Below are 393 nucleotides of genomic sequence, written 5' to 3' on the forward strand. Positions count from 1 at the left end.
TGAATTCGGCCCGCGCCACGCATTTCATGACGCCCCGCACGCCTGTCGAGGCGCTGTTCCGCGCCGAGGTGCTGCGGCTGGCGCGGACCGAGCCCTTTGCGCAGCGGTTGCTGAATTCGGGGCGGCTGTCGGTGCCCTGCGTGCTGGCGGGGTCGCCGCTGGTGACGCCCGGCTGCGCGCCCCTGCCGCCGGGCAGCGCGGCCTGCGATGCGGCGGTGTCGGACGGCTGGCTGCTGGCGCATGTGCAGCGGGGCGATTTCGTGCTGATGGGCGTGGGGGTGGACCTGCCCGCGGTGCCGGGGGTGCGGCGGCTGGGGGTGGGGGCGGGCACGGGCTATCCGGTGGTGCAGGACACGCAGGGCCAGGTCGCGGCGCGCTATGGCGCGGGGCTGG

The 393-nt window shown here is 75.8% G+C and carries 1 protein-coding gene; it reads left to right on the forward strand.

Annotated elements, in window-relative coordinates; genetic code table 11:
- Positions 1 to 26 precede the first annotated feature (26 nt).
- Positions 27 to 393, forward strand: a 367-nt coding sequence (locus tag ACLD7X_RS19545) for an FAD-dependent oxidoreductase (RefSeq protein WP_411425340.1), incomplete at its 3' end; no start/stop codon positions are given.

It is taken from the genome of Aphanothece microscopica RSMan92 (assembly GCF_046613545.2).
Lineage (GTDB): Bacteria > Cyanobacteriota > Cyanobacteriia > PCC-6307 > Cyanobiaceae > NIES-981.